The sequence below is a fragment of the Halococcus hamelinensis 100A6 genome (assembly GCF_000336675.1).
Classification (GTDB): Archaea; Halobacteriota; Halobacteria; order Halobacteriales; family Halococcaceae; genus Halococcus; species Halococcus hamelinensis.
On sequence record NZ_AOMB01000033.1, the window covers coordinates 176,043 to 192,169 of the forward strand.

The following is a 16,127-nucleotide window of genomic DNA, read 5'->3' on the forward strand; positions in this document are numbered from 1 at the left end:
AGACTAATCATACCAAGAGGATTATTAGAGGTTCTCACAGATATCGACAAGCATTCGACGGAAAAGCGATCTTTCTGCAGGAGAAAACCCCTCCAACATTTGGGATTCAGCCCGCTCCAAAATCTCTTCAACGGGTTCTTGGTGTGCTTGACCATCATCAGTGAGATATACTCGAGAAATTCGTGAGTCGTTGGGGTCCGACCGACGTTCAACTACTCCTTCAGATACCATTCGATCGAGCATTTTACTGATTGCTTGTGGTTTCACTTCCAACCGTGCGGCTAGCTCTTTTTGCGAGAGCCCATCTTCTTTCCACAACAAATAGAGAAGAACCTCCTGGCCGGCGTATAACCCAATGTCGGAGAGGTCTTCCCGGATTTGATTTCGATACGCCTTCCCNGTGATAGGGTCCGATCGATTTTGTGTCATAACTCTGGTCGTAGATCGCTAATACGGATTCGCGCTGACCCTTATTAGACATAGTGGTACCCGAGCGAATTCTCGCTCTCTCATGGGCCACCTATTCAATCAACTGGTTGTCTATATTAAGAAGACCATGCTGAATTACAACGCTATTTGAGAAGAGCTCGTTCGCTGAGACAACGGAGTACGGATTTGATCCAGTACGTGCTCGGCATGAGTTCGGAAGTTTCTAGCGCGAGGACAAATCCCTCAGGCGGATCTGGGGAAATCCGATCCAAGCTAAAGAAAAACCGTCGATAAAGGGGCAACTTTCGTCAAGAGACTGTAAAGAGGGAATGCCATCAACTCAAGTATCTCAACACGAGGTCTTCCAAGAAATCGCGTCGAGATCGTACTGCGAGTGGCCGGCCTACGATTCGACACCGCTGTACGATCGGAGTTCGCTTGATGAACTCGAAAAAGATGTCCGAACCATTGCGAGAGTCTGGTTCGAGCACGATACTCACGAGTCGGTCGAGGGTTTCGTGTGCTGTCTCCCACTGGCATACGTTGAGTTCGAGGCTCACGACCGCTACGCGGGAACGGCCCGTTACGGAATGGAGCAGTTAGTTCGCGCATTCTTGTTGAAAGAACTCCATGGCTGGGAGCACGCAAGCGCGCTTGTCGACTATCTCCATTAGCACTCGTCGATTCGAAAGTGCCTCGGCTTCGAGAGCGTTCCTGACCAGTCGACACTCTGGCGAACGTGGCACCGTCGTTTCGAACCAGAGCTCAGAGAGACGATCAAAACGGCGGCAAGGTCGATTCTCATTCAGGCGGACAGAGCCGGTGTTTCTGTCCCTCGCCAGCCAGCCAAGCGGTCGTCTCGACGAGAGAGATCCAATGACGAAGCGCCCACTCAACAGGAAATACTCGCTCGGGCTGAGGAGATCACAAAGCAGGTGAGCGAGATTGTTCATCCAGCCTTTTCGTTGAATCGTAGCGAGGGCTGTGAGATACACCGAAATGCGTTCTGGGAGCTCCAGACCTACCTTGGGCTTCGTGAGAACCTCGCGGCTAATGAGGGCGCACGCAGCTTTCTCTACGAGTCTAATCGAGAACGGACACCCCTCGGGCACAATCATCGAGCACATCTCCGAGAGCTGTCTGTCAGTGAGATTCGTGAGATGTACCACAATGCGGTCGGATGGATTGTTGACCGACTCGGTGAGACAGATGCGTTCCATCGCGCCGGGTTGGTCGCTATCGATATCACCGAAGAAGACCCGTTCACTGGCGATCGAGAGGGGTACATAGACGAAATTATCGGCACAAAGGAGAAGAACACCGAGTACGCCTATCAGTGGGCGACCGTGCAGTTGGTCGGCAACGCGGTCCCCCTGGTATTGGACGCTCGGCCGGTCAAAAGGGTGAAAGTCGACGCGAAATCGTTGAGGACCTCCTGGATAGCGCTCAGAGCCTCGTTCACGTTGATGGAGTGCTCATGGATCGCGAGTTTGACAGCCAACACCTACTTGAATCGATTACTCAGCGAGGACTGACTTACGTGGTGCCAAAGCGGATGTACGCAAGCGAGAAAGCTCAAGCGAAGCGGTTACTCAATCGCGGTCAGGACTACTATACTGCTGACCGGAAGCTGCACCTCAGAAAGAACGAGTGGCACGAAACCACGTTCGTCTACAAGCGCAAAGAGAACTCTGAGCGGACTGACTACGGTCAGTACGCAGTGTTCCTAACGAACGCTCCGGCGGGGGCAGTCCGTGAATATTCGTATCGATGGGAAATCGAGAGCGGCTACAAATCGATCAAACGGTTCATGGCTGCGACTACCTCGAAAAACTTCGTGCTGCGGTTCTTCTATTTCGCGTTTGCTTGCCTACTGTACTCGATCTGGCGAGCGGTCGACCTCCTCGTATAGGTTGCTCTAATCAACGGATATAGGCGCTCTCCGATGGTAACGGCCCAGAACACGCTCACGCTGTTGCAGAAGCGAACCGGAGTCGGATAGCGCTCTGTAGTATGGTCGGAAGCCGTGGTTTGAACCACAGCTCTCGCCAGCGTGCCTCTCAGATGGGATTCTAACCAGATCAACAACACGAATTGAACGCTCAACTCTGATTTGCCGACTTCCTTAATCCGCTATACCCCAGATTTCGTGCATTGTAGACTCTTTATACCTGCTGTAGTCTCAACTTCAGATGCTATGAGGTGGGATGGCGGTCATTCGGTTCTCGATTCGATCCCCTGCACGTCGATGACGACGGTTTCCGGTGAAGCGAGTGAACCGTCATCGCCGCCGTCGCCGTGAACGCGAGCGCAGCGACGATCGTCATGAGGTCGATCGCTTCGGCGGTACTCTCGCCGAAGAACACACCGACGAGTCGCGCCACGAGAAGCCACGTTGCGAACAGTATTGCCCCGTAGAACCACGGACTCTCGATCTCGGTCCACTTCCTGAGCGAGCTCATTGTTTTCTCGACGGGAGATTTCTCACGTCTGTTAGGACCCCGCACGCTCCGTCCACGGCTAGTTCGTTCGCCACTGCTGAGTGAGCGAGAAGGTGATTCCGAGCCCGACCGTGATGGCTGCGGTGACGAGCCCGGCGAGCCCGAGGTTGGCTACGAAACCACTCGCTATCTCGAAGACCACTCCGTAGAGAATCGCGGCGAGCGCGCTCACACCCACTGCCCAGAACACGACCGCACCCGTCGATAGGTGGTGAATGTCCCACTCCCGAAAGAGCGTCGAGACGCCGATTCCCACCCCGAGTAGGGCCCCGACCGCAACAGTGCTGTTGCCGGTTCGCGACTGCATGACGTACGCCACGATCACCGCGGCGAGCGTCGATACCACCTGCACCGCCGAGGATGCCGAGAATAGCTCACTGCGGAGGCGAGCCGAGAGCGAGTCGGTCTGGCTCATGGTTTGGAGTTGCTTGAACTGGGATGTGTGCTTTCTGGTCCCTCCGGTTCGCTGAGGGGTTTGAGGGTGAGAGCCGATCGGATCGTCGTCTTCGATGGGGGCGTTCTTTCGTTCTTCTCGTCGTCGTCTTCCGTTGCTCCCGTTGGTGTTGCTTCTGGCGGGGGAATGCTATCGGTCGACGATACCGACCGCGCGGACTGGAGCACCATCGCCCCCAAGTGCCAGTGGATACGCACGTAACTCGAACCGGTCGGGGAGTTTTCCGAGGTTTCGGAGGTTCTCGATGATGAGGTTATCAGCACCGAGCAGGGTGTGATGAGCCTGCAATCCACTCGGATCGGTTTCCTCGGAGTTCTGAGTTGGTGTCGGGTCCGGACTCAGCGCATCGATGCCGACCGCGTAGCCTCGTTCGGCGCACACGGCGGCCGCATCGGGTGTCAGATAGGGGTGGTCGAGATACCGCTCCGTCCCCCAGAGAGTACTCCAGTCCGTCCAAAAGAGGGCGATATCGGCTTCATCATCAGGAACGTCTTCGACTGTGATAGGCTCGCGGTCGCTCGATCCAGTGCAGTCGATGCGGACAGCGTCGAACGTGAATCGCTCGAGCGAATAGGCATCCAACGTTCGTCCGTCTGCTAACACATGGGACGGTGCGTCGATATGGGTGCCAGTGTGACTTCCCAATTGCACGGCACTAACTCGATAGCTATCCTGGTCGTAGGCTGCATGTGGTTCGACGCAGACGGACGGATCGCCTGGATAGACGGTCATTCCGGTCTCGATTCGGTGGCTGAGGTCGACTTGCACGCTTCCAGCCTGTGGCCCAACGGATAAATAGTGACATGCGAGTCCCTGATTCGTTTTCGTTGGAGGATCGACATCGATGCTCTCCGCTGTGCTGGATAGCGGTTTCGAGAGGGTGACTCACGAATGAGTACCCTTTGGAGAGTGCGGTCGGTGGCTCCGTCACCTGAGACGGTCGGTCACTACCGGATCACGGAAACCGTCGGATAAACCGTCGAGTTCGCTACTGAGAGTTCGTCATTCCACCATCTATCACGAGCGATTCGGCATTGACGTAATCGCTGAGGTCCGAGGCGAGGAACAGCGCACCCTTTGCGACGTCCTCCGCCGTACCGCCGCGTCCACTCGGTATCTGCCCGACGAACCCCGCTTCTTCGTCAGTGCCGAAGATCGGTACGTCCTCGGTCGTCATCGACGTCTCGATCAGTCCCGGGTGTATCGCATTGACCCGAACGCCCTCGGGTCCAAGTAGCGAGGCGAGCGAGTACGTCATCAAGCGAACTGCACCTTTCGAGGCACAGTAGCTGATGAACTCCCCCGAACCTTCGAGGCCAGCAACGCTCGAGAGGTTTACGATGCTTCCGCCGCCGTCGTCGAGCATGGCATTGGCGGCCGCGCGTGACCCATAGTAGGTTCCACGGACGTTGATGTCCATGATCATATCGAAGACGTCGTCGCCCTCCTCGAGGAACTCTTCAGCGCGGAAAACGCCCGCGTTGTTCACCATCGTGTCGATGCCACCGAACTCGTCGGCGGCTGCGACGGCATCCTTCAGCGCTTCGTAATCGGTCACGTCACACTCGACGAACGTCGCGTTCGCGTCAGTATTCGCTTCGATCCGTTCGTGAGTGGGTTCGCCGCCCTCACGAGGCTCTTCTCGGATATCCGCGACGACGACATCCGCGCCCTCTTCCGCGAACAGCGACGAGATCGCGCGGCCGTTTCCACTTGCGCCACCCGTGACGACGGCAGTCTTGCCGCTCAACATCTCCTCCATGTGTCTAATCACCACCCCAACTCATATATTTCTTAGGACTATATAAGGGTAGGAGTGGACATCTGCTTTCGGCTTTGAAGACGGTGGAGGCAGCCTGCGGAGCCTCTCGGAAGTGCTGGTACGGTCTTTGGCTACCTCGAGTAGTAAATACAGTGTGGGACGGAGAGGGTGCAAAGTGGCGAAGCCGAATCGAAGAGACAGAAACAGCTGAGAGGAGTTCCTTTTGGACGTTGCTCGAATGCCGGACCGACGACGTGGCTCCCGAAACGTATGCTATTGGGATGGTATAGGGACCCTCGGTGGATGTACTGTTTATCGCAGCCGATATCTTCCTGTAGAACGCTATAAGTAAATTTAACATAGAGGTCGTACGTTCATGCTAAAATGGAGAGAGAAAATCAACGTTCGCGTTCGCGGTCTACGGTCGGCCGGCGGACGTACCTGAAAAGCGGTGCGGTAGCGCTCGGAACATTGGCCAGTCCCGTCATCGTCTCGGAAGCCAGCGCCCAAGAGCGGGAGCTACCGAACTCGATTTCGGTCGTGAGCGACACCGACGAGCGTGCGTTCTATCGATTCACCGTGAGTGAGCGCATCGAAGCGCGCTGGGAGGCCGACCTCACGGAGGCCGACTACCCCGACGGGGTCGACGGGCGTACTGCCTCCGGGGCGGTCGCGGAGCGCGGCGCGGACAACTTCCACTTCGCCGGCGACGTGGTCACGTTCGCGCTCGACGGTCCGGCGACGGTGTACATGAACGGTGACGAGATCGACACCGAGGAGCGATGGAATTCCGAGTTGCCGAACACGCTGTTACTCGAAAGCGAGGACACCGAGCGGGCGACCTACGAGTTCGACGTGAGCGGCGACCTCGAAGCCGGAGTGCTCGCGGACCTCACGAACGCCGAGGTCCCCGATTCCGTCGAGGGTAGTCACGCCTCGGGTGCGGTCGCCGGAGGCGGCACCGACGACTTTCGCTTCTCGGGGCGCGTCACACGGTTTTCCTCCGATGGCCCGCTGCGTGTCTTCCGCAACGGAAGCGAAGTGGACCCCGACTCGTTCGGGTCGAGCGGACCGGTCCCGGTCACGGTCGATACCGTCGCCACGAACCTCGAGATACCGTGGGGGGCAGCGTTCCGTGGGGACACGCTGTACTTCACCGAACGCCCCGGCCGCATCATGAAAGTCGAATCGGGAAGCGGCGAGCTAGTCGCCGACTTCACCGACCCTACACGGGCCAACGGCTACGGCGAGGGCGGGTTGCTCGGCCTCGCCTTCCATCCCGACGACCCTGACACCGCCTATGCCTACCAGACCTACGTGGACGGTGACGAGGCGGCCAATCGCATCCTCGAACTCGACGCCGCGAGCGGCTTCTCCTCCAGCGTCCTCTTCGACGGTATCGAGGGTGCCGACGGCCACGACGGCGGGCGGCTAGCGATCGATGGCGATGCGCTGTACGCCACCGTCGGCGACACGAAAGAGCCACAGAGCGCACAGGACCCCTCGTCGCTCAGCGGCGTCGTGATTCGTCTGACCCTCGACGGCGAGCCACACCCCGACAACCCCTTCGACGGCGACGAGGGTCACCCGGCCGTATACACGTACGGCCACCGCAATCCCCAGGGTCTCGCCTTCCGTGATGGGGAGGTGTACAGCACCGAACACGGTCCCGACCACGACGACGAGATCAACGTTCTGGAGGCAGGCTCGAACTACGGCTGGCCGCGCGCGTCGGGGACGGAGAGCGAGGGCGAATTCGTGGGAGCCATCGCGGCGTACACACCGACCATCGCGCCCGGTAGTGCGACCTTCTACGACGGACCGATCTCCCAGTGGCAGGGCGATCTCTTCTTCGGGACGCTCTCGGGTGAACACCTCCACCGCGTGCGACTCGACGGGCACGATGCCGTCGAAGAAGAGCGGCTGTACGAGGGTGAGTACGGCCGTATCCGGACGGCCTTCACGGGACCCGACGACCACCTCTATCTCGCGACGAGCAACCGCGATGGACGTGGGTCGCCGGTCGCGTCGGACGACAGGATCCTCCGAATTCGACCCGACTGACTCGGAGTCGGCCCATCTGCGGCTGGTCAGCGGTCGAATTCACGTCCGGTGCGACGAGCGAGAGTCCTCCCGCATCGAAGAGCTCGGGGTCTCGAGGAGACGGCCGAACACTACCGACAACTGCCGGACAGCGACGTGGCTGAAAGGTACCCGTGATTCGGTCGAGGGGAACTCAACACCCTAGCTCCTCCTGAATTCGTCCGTAATCGACCGACCAATCCCCGTCGTAGACGACCGGGATCTCCTTGGTACCGGTTAGCACCCCGCTTTCGCCTACCGGGTCAGTGTATCTCTCTAGAAGCCTCAGTCTTCCATCGCTCTTCGAGAAGCTAAGGGTGAAAAGACGAGGGTCGCCCGAATATGCGTTCGCGTGAAGGGTGACCAGCGTGTCGCCGCTCACCAGCTCGGATTGCGTCGTTTCTACCGTCGCTGTACTCGGATATTCCATACGCGGACTTGGGTCCGGATCGCGAAAAGACGTTCGTGGTAGGGTGGACCACCGCTCGCCCGTCCGCGCGCTCGCACCACTCACACCGTCTCGGACCGCCCAGATGGGAGGAAGGATCGCCGTTCTACAACGGATGGAAGTACTCCACTTCGAACGAGTGAAGGAACTACACGCCATTTACCGACGAAATGCAAGCGTCCTTCACCTCAATAGTGGTCAACAGTCCCGGCGAGGATCGAGCTATCGGAGTCGAAGCAGGCACGGAGGGTGTTCGATGAAGACCTACAGTTCACGAACGGGCGACCGTATCGTCCTTCGGACCATGGACCGACCGGACGGCGATATCGCTCTCCGCGACGATATCACCGTTCGTCTTGAACCGGGTGCTGTGCGAGTCGGAATGGACGTTTGGGGCGAACTCGTCAGCGAGTCGGACCGGACGACGGAATTCCTCGACGAGGTCATACGGGACGACCTCCAGTTCCACGTTCACATCGATACTCGAAAAGGGAAGAAATCACGGTCAGCGTTGGTCTGCAGCGCTACCGGCGACGACCCCGAACGGCTGGAGTGGATCGGATTTCGATAGCCGGAACCCGCAACTCGGAGACCGCGAGGAGGAGCTTCTCTCCTCGACGGGACCGTCACAGCTCTCTATGAAGGGACGCTGTCCTGACGAAACCCAAACGAACCGTCATTGACCGGATAGTATCGCGCCCGAACGGGATAGCGTCACTCCCGAACAGCCAGGAAGTCGTGGACGAACAGAGCGACGAATGGTACCATCACGACCGTCGACAGCGCGATCGAAGTCGATGGAGCGACGACGGGGAGAAGCGCCACGCTACACACGCCCATTTGTAGGCCAGCGAGCTGCCGTCGACGACCGCTCTCCGGAAGTGCTCCCACCGCACCTCCTCGCCGACGATGTAGCCACAAGCCCCCGAGGAAGGCGGGTCGGGCGAAGCCGACGACGAGATACCACGGTGGCAACACGCCATACGAGTGACCGAGCAATCCCGCGATGAGCAGGCCGAGGCCGTCGAACTCGGTATCGAGCTTCGCCCCCAGTAGACTCTCCGTTCCGACCCGACGTGCGAGCCAGCCATCGATCCAATCGAGCGCCACTGCGACCGTATAGAGACCCCCCGGGAGCCACAGGGCGTGACCCGTCGGTTCAGGAACGACGAGGAAACCAGCGAGCGCGGCGAGCGCTCCACCTCGCATCAACGTTGCAGCGGTAGCGATACCGAGCGTGTCTCGCAATCGCTCGTCGTCCGCTCGTCGGTTTTCCGTCAAATGTCGCCCGAGGAGCCACAGCTCGTACGTCAGCACCACGGCCGTCACCAACGTCCATCGTACGCCGTGGGCCGGCGTCCACCAGCCACCGAGAACCGTATAGCCGGTCGCGGTTCCGACGACCCCAACGACTCCGACGATCCCCCACTGGCGACGAAGTCGTCCCCGCGCTATCCCGTCGAATCCATCGCTCATGAGAGCCCAAAACAAGTCGGTTAGCCCGATCAAGAGTGCCAGCTATAAAATAACTCGTTCCGAAACCTTCGGAGCACGATTCATCAGCCATCGGATGGAACGAAGTGCTATTACGGAGGCGACGGAAGCTGACGCATGTCACTAGAGTCCGGGTCACGATTCCAACGGGGTTCGATGGGGACACTGGAGTGGGTCGGAACCGCCTTGGCGGTCCTCTTGGGGGTCGTCTACCTCTTCTTGGGTGTCGGAGGGTTGCCCGGCGCTTTCGGTGTCGCGTTCTGTCTCGCGGGACTGGGATACCTCGGGGCGACCGCTCTCGCGCTCGTCGATTATCGCCGACGTCTCGTCTACGGCGTAGGGATAATGTACAATGTTCTCCTGTTCGTGCTGTATTTCCTGCTGAACGGGGTCGACGTTTCGGAGCTCGTGGGCCTCTCTGGAGTAGTCAAGCTCGCGCAGGTGGTGTTCGTTGCGCTTTTGATGATACTGATAGACCGAAGTCCATAGAGTTCTATTGTTGCAGGAGGTCTGGAGGTATGCGACTGTCCGAGCGAACGACAGCACTTCGGATCAAAAAATAGTCGAGAGGACCGATTACTCGGAGACGATCAGCGGGTTGACGATGCCGAGGACCTGGTCCATGTTCCGTGCCATGTCGAAGGCGTTCGGCATCGAGCTCCCGGGGATGAGCGCCCGGAACCAGCTCGTGTGGCGCGCTTCGACCGAGTGGATCGACAGGGCTGCAGCGACCACCTCGTCGTTTTCGATGAGCGGTCCGGCACCAGCGTACGCCGAGGTTCCGACCGCTTCGACGCGCGCGGAGAACTTCACGAACTCTTCGAGCGAGTCGTAGGGGAAGGCGTACTCGGCGGCTTCGACCGGCGTTCCACCGAGGTCCTGGATCGTCTGCGTGAGTGCCTCGACGTGAGCCTCCTCGTGGTCCCGAATCGAACTGATCTCCTGGTAGGTCGCAAAGCGGAGCTGCGGGTCCGCGAACTGCTTGCCGATGGCATCGGCACGTTCGACATCGGTCTCGGAGTACTCCTCGAGGAACTCGTTGTAGTAGGCGGCTTCGAGGTGCTCGAGCGCGAGCGCGAAGTTCAGGATGTCGACGTCCGTGACGTTCCCGCCGCCCATCCCGCCCATCCCGCCATTGCCCATATCGTCCTCGGCAACCGGCATGGCCGAGCCGACTTCGAGGTCGATACGGTAGAGTTTCGTCTCCCCGTCGACCGCGACCAGCGCGTAGGCCGCCCCATCGGTCCCGGAGATATCGAAGCCGTTGACGGCGTTGGCGTCGATACCGAGGCCACCGATGGTGGTCAGCCCGCTGGTCGTATCGGAGTCGGGGTCGGCGTCCTGCTGGACGAGCACGTCGAGGTTGCTGTCGATGTCGTACAGCATCGTCGCGCTCGGGCTGGGAACGCTGTTTGTGTAGCCTGCAGCACTGAGCTGTGGCGTCGTGCCCTCGTTGTCGTCGCCATCCATGTAGAAGGCGTCGGGGTCCTGGCGAACGATGGAACCATCGTCGGCACTCGTGACGAAGCTGTCGCCGTCGGTTGTCACGATACGGATCGCGTCGGCGACCGGATTGAAGTCGAACCCGATGCCGTCAATGAGGTCCGTGTCCGGGTAGTCCGCCGACCCGACACTGGAGGCCGAGACCGATTTGCCGGCCTTGCTCGGCATTTCGACGGTGTAGAGCGTGCCGTTCTCGTCCAGCGCGTACAGCATCTCGTCCGAGGGTCGATAGTCGATACCGACGAGTAAGTCGTCGCCGCTGACGCCGTTGATGCGGCTGGCCTTGTCGGTCCAGATCTCGCCCGATTCGAGGTCGACGGGAACGAGCGCGTTCGCGGTGCCGTCGTCCTGGGCGACCAGCGCGACCGCGTGCTCCATGTTCGCGTCGCCGTTTCCGTCCCCTTCGGCGGGAACGAGCGTGAAGCCGTAGACGGGGGGTTGGTGATCCGCGGCAGCGGTCCCGGCCCCGAGTGTGCCGAGGGCGACCGCCCCAACGCCGACTTTCGCGGTGTTGCTCATGAACGAGCGCCGGTCGAGGGCGCTGCCGACGCGAGTGAGGAGGTCCGTCGTCGTCTCGTTCTCGCGGTCGACGTCGTCCTGTTCGTGAGCCGTGTCGTCGAATCGGAACTCGCCGAGGTCGGCGAAGCTCTCGCCCGCTTCGATACGTTCCGGGATGTTGTCTTCTGAATCCATTGGTGATGCCACCAAGAATCCAATCGACCGACCGCCTTTAATGTCTATTCCGAATACCTTCCTACATCACACCGAACGCTCACCCAACTTCATACCAGATCGGTAGTCCACGGGTCGTATCCGGCGAAATACCTCAGTGTCTCGTTCGGCATGAAATCAGCGATGGAGACCCAACAGCCGGGAAAACAGCCCCGGGAGTGGGGATCCAGACCACGAACTTCGGACCCTGATCGATATACTTACCATATCTGCAACGAGTGATCCGTGGTAATGGAGGCGGTTCTGTGGTACGTATTCATTGGTACCCGTGGCGGCGAGAACAGAGCCCGCCTCCTGCGAGCGCTCGCTAACCGGCCACGGAACCCGAACCAGTTGGCCGACGACCTGGACCTCGACTACACGACGATCAGACATCACTTGGACGTGCTCGTGGAGAACGACGTTCTCAGGAACAGCGGCGACGAGTACGGCGCGATTTACCTCCCGACGGACCGAGCGCGGGCGAACTGGGAGACGGTCGAACGAATCATCGAGCAGGTGGAGTGAGTATGGTGGAAATTAGACCAACCGACAAACGGACGAGGAACCGGACTCCGGTGAGTAGATGGACGTGTTAGTGACCCTCCTGCGCCTTTCGGCCGGGCTCAGCGTGGTGCTCTTGGTGGGTCTGATCTACATCTGGGGCCGGAACTACCTCGTCTTTCGCTCGAAGTACGCAGCCGGATTGCTCGTCTTTGCGGGTCTTCTCCTGCTCCAGACCGGGCTGACGACGTACTTCTACGCCTTCCATCCGGTGGTCTCCGGGTGGATAGCGAACCCGGAACTGGTCCATCCGCTCCCGCTGCTCGTGATGTCCTCGGCGCAGGTCCTGGAACTCGCCGGTATCGCCCTGGTCGTCTGGATCTCGTGGGATTAACTCACTGGAGTCTCTTTTGCGGCGACGGAGACCCCTTTCGCCCTCCTCGTCCGCGATCAACTGAATTGCTTCCTCTGCGACCGACGTTTTCGAGGTGAGACCGGTTCTGAGGGTCTCGTAAACGAGAACTACTGATATCAGAGAGGTGATCAAAATCGGCACAGCAACTCCTCCTGGAAGCGTACTCCGCCGACGAGGATCTATGGATTACTGCTACGGATAGCTCGCGTTGAGAGCGAACGCTGTAGTGTCTGCGCTATCGAACGGGAACATGGCAACGCAAAGCGGACGAGGGTGGACCAGCGAATCGGTAGGGCTGGCGTTCAGCCGCCTCGCGCTGGGGATCATCTTCGTCGTGTCCGGCGTCGGCAAGGTGTTCGCCACCGGGCCGAAAGCGTTGGGTATCGAAGGATTTGCCGGCACGCTCGCCCAGATCGGAATCCCGTTCCCTACTCTGGCCGCGTGGGGTGTTGGCCTGCTCGAACTGATCGGGGGGATACTTCTCCTGGTCGGCTTGCTCACGCGCACCGTCGCGGCCCTCCTTGCCGTCGATATGGCCGTGGCGACGGCGCTGGTCCACCTCCCCAACGGCTTCGTGGTGTCGGACGGCGGGTACGAGTATACGCTGGTCCTCACGCTCAGTGCGCTCGGTCTCGCGCTCAGCGGCCCCGGTGTGGTGTCGCTCAAACGAGCACTCGGACGGACGGGTTCGTGATCGAGTACGGACCAAGGTTTACGCCTCTCTGGAGCAACAATGAGATACGCGGCCGTCTTGCCGTTCGACGATTCCAAGTCTCGGTCACGAAGATGAACCTGCCTTCGTCATAGAGCCCTCGTTTCACTGTTGAAGGAGCACTCGTGGTCGAGCAATGCACGTCGACCGTGTTGCGGAACGGTTTTCGGCCGATACCCATTTCAGTCAGCGTCCATCACTCCGACGTACAACGCATGAATATCTCTGGCACGTATCTCGTGACCCAGGCGAGCCGCTCGCGTGACCGGTCGACGGAGCGGGTCGTGGCGGCCGCCATCGAAGGCGGGGTGACGACGGTCCAACTGCGCGAAAAGCACATGACCGCTCGCGAGCGCTACTCGATCGGGAAGGACCTCCGCGAACAGACGCGGGCCGCCGGTGTCACCTTCATCGTGAACGACCGAGCCGACCTCGCGGCCGCCGTCGACGCCGATGGGGTTCATCTGGGTGACGACGACCTGCCCATCGCCGCCGCCCGCGAGGTGCTCGGTCCCCACGGATACGTCGGTCGCTCCGTCTCCACGGTCGCGGCTGCAGCGGACGCCGAGCGCGCTGGTGCGGACTATCTGGGTGTCGGTGCGGTCTTCGCTACCGCTTCGAAGGACGTTCCGGCTGCGGAAGCCGAGATCGGACTCGAAACCCTCGCCGACATCGCCGACGCTGTCGACATTCCGATCGTCGGGATCGGAGGCGTGACGCCCGAGAACGCGGAGGACGTCATCGCTGCCGGCGCGGACGGCGTTGCCGTCATCTCCGCCATTACCGCTGCCGAAGACCCCGTGGCCGCGACGCGACGACTCACGACGTGCGTCGAGGAGGCCGCTCGATGAGTGCGCTCGACGAACGCGACCTCGTCGACGCACTGGCTGCGGTCGCCGACACCGAACCGCTCGTCAACGCACTCACCAACGACGTGACGGTCAACGACGTGGCGAACATCGCCCTCCACTGGGGTGGGTTGCCCGTGATGTCCGACGACGAACGCGAGGTCGACGAGATGGTTGCGAGCGCGGACGCGTGCCTCCTCAACATGGGGACGGTGAGCGAGCGTGGCGAGAGCGCGATGATGGCCGCCGGTGACGCCGCGAACGACGCGGGTGTCCCGCTCGTCGTGGACCCGGTCGGAGTCGGGGCGACGTCGACACGGGATCGCGTCGCGGAGCGCTTGACTCTCGACCTCGATGTGAGCATCGTCACCGGCAACTACGGTGAGGTGTCGGCACTCGCCGGGGCCGACGCAACCGTTCGCGGCGTCGAATCCGTCGGCGAGTACGGGGAGATCGTCGAGACGGCCATCGGCTGCGCACGCGAGACCGAAAGCATCGTCGTCGCCTCCGGGGAGGTCGATATCGTCGCAACCGAGGACGTGGCGTTCGAGGTACACAGCGGCGACGGGATGCTCGGACGGGTCGTCGGTACCGGCTGTATGCTCGGGATGACGCTCGCGGTGTTCGCGGCCGCGATGGACGACGAGCGTGCGGCGCTCTCGGGCACGCTCGCGTTCGGGCTGGCCGGCGAGGCCGCTGCCGACGGCGTGTTCGGGGAGTACGCCGGCCCTGCGAGCTACCGGACGTGCTTCCTCGATGCCGTCGCCGGTCTCCGTGACGTCTCGCTCGCCACGCCAGCCGACCGCATCGAATCGGTCGTTCGGGACACCCAGTAGCTGGAAGGCCGTCCGCGACGCTGTTCAAGGTGAGTCTCGGGACGACCGACCCGCGACCACGTACGTGAAGCTCAACCCCTCACTCGTCCTCCCGCCCGCCGTCCGGTTCGGGGCTCCTCGTCGAGTTCGTGGAGATCCCCGTCCCCGGCCCCTGACGCCACCCGAAACCCGCGCGTCCGGCGTTCGAGCGAACGCGTCGCCCGACCAACACGAGAACGTAGACCACGATCGCGGCGAGCACGACCGATCCACCGGCGGCGAGCCCGTAGACGTACGAGAGGGTCACCCCGGCGATGACGGCGATCTCGGCCGCCAGCACGCCGAACACGAGCGAGCGCTTGAAGCTCCGCGCCCCGGTCGCCGTCGCGACCGGGACGACCAGCATCGCGGCGACGAGGATGACGCCCATGATCTGTATCGCGCTCACCACGACGAACGCGGTGAGGACGACCAGCAACCGATTGAACAGTGGAACGTCGATCCGAGCGGCCCGAGCCGCGGTCTCGTCGAAGGTCACGTAGAGCAACGGGCGATACGCCAGTGCGACGACACCCGTCACCAGTCCGGTCATCGCCAAGAGTAGCCCGACACTCGCGGTCGAGACGGTCGCCAGCGTCCCGAAGAGGTACGCGTCGATCCCAACGGCGATGTCGCCGCCCGTCGCGCTGATGAGCACGCTGCCGAGCGCGAACCCACCCGTCAGCACGATCGCGAGGGACATATCGGTGTACGCGTCGGCGTACTCGACCAACACCTCGACGAGCAACGCNCCGAGCGCGAACCCACCCGTCAGCACGATCGCGAGGGACATATCGGTGTACGCGTCGGCGTACTCGACCAACACCTCGACGAGCAACGCGGCGACGACGGCGACGACGAGCGCGGTCAGCAGTGGCGGGAGGGCCAACGAGAGGGTCGTGTTCAGGAACAGACCGACCGCCACGCCCGCGAAGGCGGTGTGTGCGAGCGTATCGCCGATCATCGACATCTCCCGGTGGACCAGGAAGGTGCCGACGAGCGGGCCGATGACGGCGATACAGACCGCCGCGAGGTACGCCCGCTGCATGTAGGGATAGCCGAGCATCCGTACGCCGAGGAGCTCGCTCAGCCAGTTCATCGCAGCGCCGTAGACCGCCGTGAGAAACCACTCAAACGCGTTCATCGCACCCGGGAGATATCCCATCACCGGCTCGATAGCTACCCACGGTGCGTGGATACCGGCGGCGAGCGCGCCGACGACCGCGAAGACGAGGTGTAGAGCGGGACCGAACATAGTCAGTGGCCGTGCTGGAGCACGTGTTGCTCGGTTCCGTAGGCGTTCGCGAGGGCGTCGGTCGCGACGAACTCCTCCGGCTTCCCGTCGAAGTAGAGGTGGCGGTTCAAACAGGCGACCTGGGTCGCGTGCTCGGTAACGACCCCGATGTCGTG

Annotated in this window: 17 protein-coding genes and 2 pseudogenes; 9 read left to right on the forward strand and 10 right to left on the reverse strand. The window is 61.1% G+C overall.

The window, feature by feature from the left end:
* Positions 1-24: 24 nt before the first annotated feature.
* Entirely contained in the window at positions 25-429 is a 405-nt protein-coding gene (locus tag C447_RS18975) for a MarR family winged helix-turn-helix transcriptional regulator (protein ID WP_007694345.1), read from the reverse strand.
* A gap of 329 nt (positions 430-758) precedes the next feature.
* On the opposite strand from C447_RS18975, the pseudogene C447_RS18440 reads away from it, so the two are divergent.
* Positions 759-2,431, forward strand: a pseudogene (locus C447_RS18440) (transposase).
* 193 nt (positions 2,432-2,624) lie between these two features.
* Here the strand turns inward: C447_RS18440 and C447_RS12335 are convergent.
* The 4 genes from C447_RS12335 to C447_RS12350 all read right to left on the reverse strand — a co-directional run bounded on the left by C447_RS12335 (position 2,625) and on the right by C447_RS12350 (position 5,146).
* Positions 2,625-2,891 (reverse strand): hypothetical protein, encoded by a 267-nt coding sequence (locus tag C447_RS12335; protein ID WP_007694347.1) that lies wholly within the window; start codon positions 2,889-2,891, stop codon positions 2,625-2,627.
* Between the two features lie 58 nt (positions 2,892-2,949).
* Positions 2,950-3,345 (reverse strand): hypothetical protein, encoded by a 396-nt coding sequence (locus tag C447_RS12340; RefSeq protein WP_007694348.1) that lies wholly within the window; start codon positions 3,343-3,345, stop codon positions 2,950-2,952.
* Between the two features lie 168 nt (positions 3,346-3,513).
* Positions 3,514-4,152 carry a cyclase family protein gene (locus C447_RS12345; protein WP_029601765.1) on the reverse strand — a complete coding sequence of 213 codons (639 nt, stop codon included), beginning with the start codon at positions 4,150-4,152 and terminating at the stop codon, positions 3,514-3,516.
* Positions 4,153-4,372: 220 nt separating this feature from the next.
* Positions 4,373-5,146 (reverse strand): SDR family oxidoreductase, encoded by a 774-nt coding sequence (locus C447_RS12350; RefSeq protein ID WP_007694351.1) that lies wholly within the window; start codon positions 5,144-5,146, stop codon positions 4,373-4,375.
* Between the two features lie 540 nt (positions 5,147-5,686).
* Here C447_RS12350 and C447_RS12355 point away from each other — a divergent pair.
* Complete coding sequence (locus tag C447_RS12355; protein WP_007694352.1) at positions 5,687-7,210, forward strand: PQQ-dependent sugar dehydrogenase; 1,524 nt, start codon at positions 5,687-5,689, stop codon at positions 7,208-7,210.
* 172 nt (positions 7,211-7,382) lie between these two features.
* Here C447_RS12355 and C447_RS12360 read toward each other — a convergent pair whose 3' ends face one another.
* Positions 7,383-7,658 (reverse strand): hypothetical protein, encoded by a 276-nt coding sequence (locus tag C447_RS12360; protein WP_007694353.1) that lies wholly within the window; start codon positions 7,656-7,658, stop codon positions 7,383-7,385.
* 274 nt (positions 7,659-7,932) lie between these two features.
* Here C447_RS12360 and C447_RS12365 point away from each other — a divergent pair, with 274 nt between their 5' ends.
* The gene (locus C447_RS12365) at positions 7,933-8,247 is read left to right on the forward strand and encodes a hypothetical protein (protein ID WP_007694354.1); all 315 of its coding nucleotides are present in this window, start codon (positions 7,933-7,935) and stop codon (positions 8,245-8,247) included.
* A 143-nt stretch (positions 8,248-8,390) separates the two neighbouring features.
* On the opposite strand, the gene C447_RS12370 is transcribed toward C447_RS12365, so the two are convergent.
* Positions 8,391-9,152 (reverse strand): CDP-alcohol phosphatidyltransferase family protein, encoded by a 762-nt coding sequence (locus tag C447_RS12370; protein WP_007694356.1) that lies wholly within the window; start codon positions 9,150-9,152, stop codon positions 8,391-8,393.
* 174 nt (positions 9,153-9,326) lie between these two features.
* Between C447_RS12370 and C447_RS12375 the strand changes: the two genes are divergently transcribed.
* A complete protein-coding gene (locus tag C447_RS12375) occupies positions 9,327-9,659 on the forward strand; it encodes a hypothetical protein (protein WP_007694358.1) in 333 nt (110 codons plus the stop codon).
* Positions 9,660-9,746: 87 nt separating this feature from the next.
* Here C447_RS12375 and C447_RS12380 read toward each other — a convergent pair whose 3' ends face one another.
* Positions 9,747-11,366, reverse strand: a complete 1,620-nt coding sequence (locus C447_RS12380) for a DUF4394 domain-containing protein (RefSeq protein ID WP_007694359.1) — start codon at positions 11,364-11,366, stop codon at positions 9,747-9,749.
* Positions 11,367-11,636: 270 nt separating this feature from the next.
* Here C447_RS12380 and C447_RS12385 point away from each other — a divergent pair, with 270 nt between their 5' ends.
* The 5 genes from C447_RS12385 to thiM all read left to right on the forward strand — a co-directional run bounded on the left by C447_RS12385 (position 11,637) and on the right by thiM (position 14,699).
* On the forward strand, positions 11,637-11,912 hold the full coding sequence (locus tag C447_RS12385; protein WP_007694361.1) for an ArsR/SmtB family transcription factor: 276 nt from the start codon (positions 11,637-11,639) through the stop codon (positions 11,910-11,912).
* A 58-nt stretch (positions 11,913-11,970) separates the two neighbouring features.
* Positions 11,971-12,282, forward strand: a complete 312-nt coding sequence (locus tag C447_RS12390; protein ID WP_007694363.1) for a hypothetical protein — start codon at positions 11,971-11,973, stop codon at positions 12,280-12,282.
* A 271-nt stretch (positions 12,283-12,553) separates the two neighbouring features.
* The gene (locus C447_RS12395; RefSeq protein ID WP_007694365.1) at positions 12,554-12,997 is read left to right on the forward strand and encodes a DoxX family protein; all 444 of its coding nucleotides are present in this window, start codon (positions 12,554-12,556) and stop codon (positions 12,995-12,997) included.
* Positions 12,998-13,230: 233 nt separating this feature from the next.
* Positions 13,231-13,866, forward strand: a complete 636-nt coding sequence (thiE, locus tag C447_RS12400; RefSeq protein ID WP_007694368.1) for a thiamine phosphate synthase — start codon at positions 13,231-13,233, stop codon at positions 13,864-13,866.
* On the forward strand, positions 13,863-14,699 hold the full coding sequence (thiM, locus tag C447_RS12405; protein ID WP_007694370.1) for a hydroxyethylthiazole kinase: 837 nt from the start codon (positions 13,863-13,865) through the stop codon (positions 14,697-14,699). The genes thiE and thiM overlap by 4 nt, the downstream gene beginning before the upstream one ends.
* Positions 14,700-14,778: 79 nt before the next feature.
* Here the strand turns inward: thiM and C447_RS12410 are convergent, their stop codons facing one another.
* Together C447_RS12410 and C447_RS18655 are read right to left on the reverse strand one after the other, a co-directional pair.
* A complete protein-coding gene (locus C447_RS12410; RefSeq protein ID WP_080505380.1) occupies positions 14,779-15,882 on the reverse strand; it encodes a metal ABC transporter permease in 1,104 nt (367 codons plus the stop codon).
* A 92-nt stretch (positions 15,883-15,974) separates the two neighbouring features.
* Positions 15,975-16,127, reverse strand: a pseudogene (locus C447_RS18655) (metal ABC transporter ATP-binding protein); the annotation flags it as partial.